Origin of the sequence: Coleofasciculus sp. G2-EDA-02, from assembly GCF_040226375.1 — a bacterium.
Lineage (GTDB): Bacteria > Cyanobacteriota > Cyanobacteriia > Cyanobacteriales > Coleofasciculaceae > Coleofasciculus.
On the sequence record NZ_JAVKEW010000080.1, the window covers coordinates 1 to 3,647 of the forward strand.

Annotated in this window: 2 protein-coding genes and 1 pseudogene; 2 read left to right on the forward strand and 1 reads right to left on the reverse strand. The window is 50.0% G+C overall.

Annotation, left to right across the window (positions count from 1 at the left end):
- The first annotated feature begins 137 nt into the window (after nt 1-137).
- Nucleotides 138-1,334: an RNA-guided endonuclease InsQ/TnpB family protein gene (locus tag RLO19_RS08250; RefSeq protein ID WP_446334718.1), complete on the forward strand. Its 1,197-nt coding sequence runs from the start codon at nt 138-140 to the stop codon at nt 1,332-1,334.
- A gap of 6 nt (nt 1,335-1,340) precedes the next feature.
- On the opposite strand, the pseudogene RLO19_RS08255 reads toward RLO19_RS08250, so the two are convergent.
- Nucleotides 1,341-2,471: pseudogene (locus RLO19_RS08255) on the reverse strand (efflux RND transporter permease subunit); the annotation flags it as partial.
- A 127-nt stretch (nt 2,472-2,598) separates the two neighbouring features.
- Here RLO19_RS08255 and RLO19_RS08260 point away from each other — a divergent pair.
- Entirely contained in the window at nt 2,599-3,306 is a 708-nt protein-coding gene (locus tag RLO19_RS08260; protein WP_446355452.1) for a Uma2 family endonuclease, read from the forward strand.
- Nucleotides 3,307-3,647: the final 341 nt, after the last annotated feature.

Sequence of the window (3,647 nt, forward strand, 5' to 3'; positions counted from 1 at the left end):
TCAGCTAAAACAGCAGGAACCCCGCGCTCTGGCGAAGCCGAGCGTCGGGAGGAATGCGAGTCCGGCGTAGGAACGGAGCCGGACAATAATCTATCGGACATACAGACAGCCTCTTTCTGATGAGATACAATAGGGCTATGAATCAAGTCCTGACTATCTCCTGTAAGCTCAAGGTATCTGAGTTGCAACCCGTGAAACTGGATGCAACGCTGGATGCGTTTGTGCAGGCGTTGAACTGGGTTAACCAGAACACGCCGGAGAAGATAGTCAATGCAGTGAAGCTGCAATCGCTGTGCTACTACGAAGTTCGCGCCCGATTTGGCTTGTCGAGCAATTTGGCGCAGCAGGTATGCAGGAGAGTAGCAGGTTCTCGCAAGGTTGCCAAACAAAAGAATCGTCCGGTCAAGGTCTTCAAGGCTGGCTTTGTTACCTATGACGCTCGAATCTTCTCGTTTCGGCAGAAGGACTGGACAGTTTCGCTCACCACCGTTGAGGGTCGTGAGCGTTTTGAATTGGCAATTGGCAACTATCAGCGAGGGATGTTGGCAGGGGCTAACCCAAAATCGGCAACCCTAGTAAAACGGCAAGACGGTTCCTACTACATCCAAATTTGCCTGGAGTCGGAACCGCCAGAGCCGCAAGATGGGGATGAGGTTTTGGGTGTGGACTTGGGACGCACAGATATTGCACACACATCGGAAGGTCAACACTGGGATGGGCAAGACATAACCAAAGTTCGTGACCACTTTGCCAACTTGAGAGCCAAGCTCCAGCACAAAGCCAGTAAGGGCACACGCAGTTCGAGACGGAGATGCCGTCAACTGCTGCAACGGTTGTCTGGTCGTGAGCGTCGTTTCCAGAGTTGGGTCAATCACAATGTTTCTAGACGCATCGTTGAAACCGCAAAAAGTATTGGAGCCAGTATTGCTCTGGAAGATTTGACGGGAATTCGGGAACGCACCAACCAGCAACCGCGAAACAAAACAGAACGCAGACGCAGTAATAGTTGGGCATTCCATCAACTGAGGCTGTTCATCGGGTACAAAGCCTTGGGTGCTGGCGTGAAAGTTGTCACCGTCAATCCTCGCTATACGTCCCAAACCTGTCACCAGTGCCTGCACATTCACCCTGACCCCGATAAGTCCTATCGCAGCGGCAAGCGGTTTAAGTGTGGTCATTGCGGCTGGCATGGTGACGCAGATTTCAACGGTGCGATGAACATTAAAGCAATCGGGGCGCTTGTAAACCGCCCTGAAGGCTCCTGGTTGTCTTGCGAGACAATTGGAGGGCTCTTGAAAGCCCGCACTGTACGCGATAGCGTCAGCGTCGGGTAGTTTACATTAAATCACATCTGGATGTTGAGCCATGCGCCGTCGTCGCCCACGCCGTTTCAGCCATTCAGTGGCATCATCGATGAAGGAATACACCACCGGCACTACCACCAAGGTTAACAGGGTGGAGAGTAAAAGTCCCCCTAGAATTACGGTAGCGATGGGGGAATAGGCATCCATACCGATTTCTGGAAAGAACGCCAGCCGCACAATTACGATAATGGTGGTCAATGTTGTCATGGTAATCGCTTTTAACCTGACAGGACCTGCCATTCGGATCGCCACATCGCGGGGAACCCCTTCTTCTCGTTTAGCGAGGATCAACTCTAGCAGCAGAATTGCTGCGGATAGAGACAAACCGGATAGGATAATAATGCCCAGAATTGAGACGCTTGAAAGGGTCAGTTCAAACCCAGTTTGGGACGACACTTTGTCGATGTCCGGTTGGGCGAGTAAAATCTGTTCAAAGCGATAGGTGTTCTCGTCAGTCTTAGCAAAAGACGTGCCAGGTTCCATCTCCAGCGATGCCGTAAACTGACCCGAATCCCCCAGGGGCATCATTTCTTGAGGCACAAACGGATAAAGTGCGATCGCAAACACAATAGCAGATCCCGCGATCGCCAGCGTCACCTCCCGATTGTTCATACAGCGATCCAGCAGCCAACCATAACCCTGCTCTAGTTTCTGAAAGCCTACCCGCACCGGGGTCAACAGCCACTGTAACCACGTCTTTCGTTGGCGTCTTTGCTGAGGCGGCTTGAGCACAAATGCTGCAATTAGCGGAATCAGCGTCACCGACACAATCAGCGAGGCGATAAAAGCAAACACCATGGGCCACACGATGCCCACAAACATCAATCCCGTCAACCCTCCTGCCAAAATCGTTGGCAACAATGCTGCAATCATCACACAACTTGCCGCCGCACTTGCCAGAAATACCTCCCCCGTACCTTGAATTGCCGCCTGTCTGGGGCGTAGCCCTTCCCGTAGTTTCCGATCAATGGAGTCGATGACGATGATGGAATCATCCACCAGTTTCCCAATCGCCATCATCATGCCAATCAGGGTGGAGGAATTAAGGGACATCTCGATAGAGGTAATCACGCGATCGCTCACTTTGAGTCCCTTGGTGATTTCGATGCGATCGCCGGGATAAACTGAATAAAATGATTAAGTACAGGTTTAAAACATATGCTACACGGCGACTTTAGCCGCTAACCACTTTCGCACTACACTAGATTTATCGCACTCTCATTGTGGAACTGCTATGTCCTTCACGCAAGAGTTGGAAACGTCCGAAGAACTATGGGATGATATAGTCTTTCCCCCCAGTGACCTACTGAGTGACGAACCTCCTTTGGAAACTGACTTGCATCGCCTACAAATGACATTGCTCATCACCTGTTTGGAATGGCTGTGGCGAGAGCGCAATGATTTCTATGCCTCTGGGAATCTGACGATTTACTATTCTCCCCGTCAGCGTAAGTCGGAGAAGTTCCGGGGACCGGATTTTTTTGTGGTGTTAGGAGTTGAACGCTTCCCGCGCCAAAGTTGGGTAGTTTGGGAGGAAGATGGGAAGTATCCCAATGTGATTGTCGAAATTCTTTCTCCCAAGACGGCGGCGACTGATCGAGGCTTAAAAAAGCAACTGTACCAAGATGTTTTCCGGACTCCGGACTATTTCTGGTTTGATCCAAATAGCTTAGAGTTTAAAGGATTTCATTTAGTCGATGGGGAGTATGAGGAATTGCCCCTGAATCAGCAAGGGTGGTTATGGAGCAAGCAGTTGGGGTTATATTTAGGGATTTATGAGTCGAAGTTGCGCTTTTTTAGTGCCGAGGGACAGTTAATTCCCATACCCCAAGAAGTTGCTGAACAAGAACAACAAAAGCGAGTGCAAGCCGAACAACAGTTAACGGAAATGGAATCGTTGTTGAATCGATATCGGGAACGGTTTGGAGAGTTGCCCGACTGAATTGGCTTTGGGACAGGAGATTTTGGGCAAGCAAGGCGATCGCATTGCTTGCAACGTCTGGAACCAAATGATGTGTCCTAACCTGCCTTGGTACTGCTATACATCCCCGATGTCTTGAAGAAATCGGGGATCTGGTAAGGATGGATTACACTGAGGCTACGGCTTTATCTGTCTCGCGATCGCTATTCCTCTAATGGTTAAATCAATGGACATTTCTTTCCTTTGTGGACATAAGTATAACCGTCAGCTTTCCAGATTGGCTCGAAATACTTCCAGTTGATGCTTTGCAGTTTCCCTTTTGCTGTAGTCAAGTCAAAGACTCGACCAGCTCTCACTGTCAC

Bases quoted from the DNA above. Each gene is read 5' to 3' on its own strand.
- RLO19_RS08250 (WP_446334718.1), top strand. From the start codon at position 138: ATGAATCAAGTCCTGACTATCTCCTGTAAGCTCAAGGTATCTGAGTTG.
- RLO19_RS08260 (WP_446355452.1), top strand. From the start codon at position 2,599: ATGTCCTTCACGCAAGAGTTGGAAACGTCCGAAGAACTATGGGATGAT.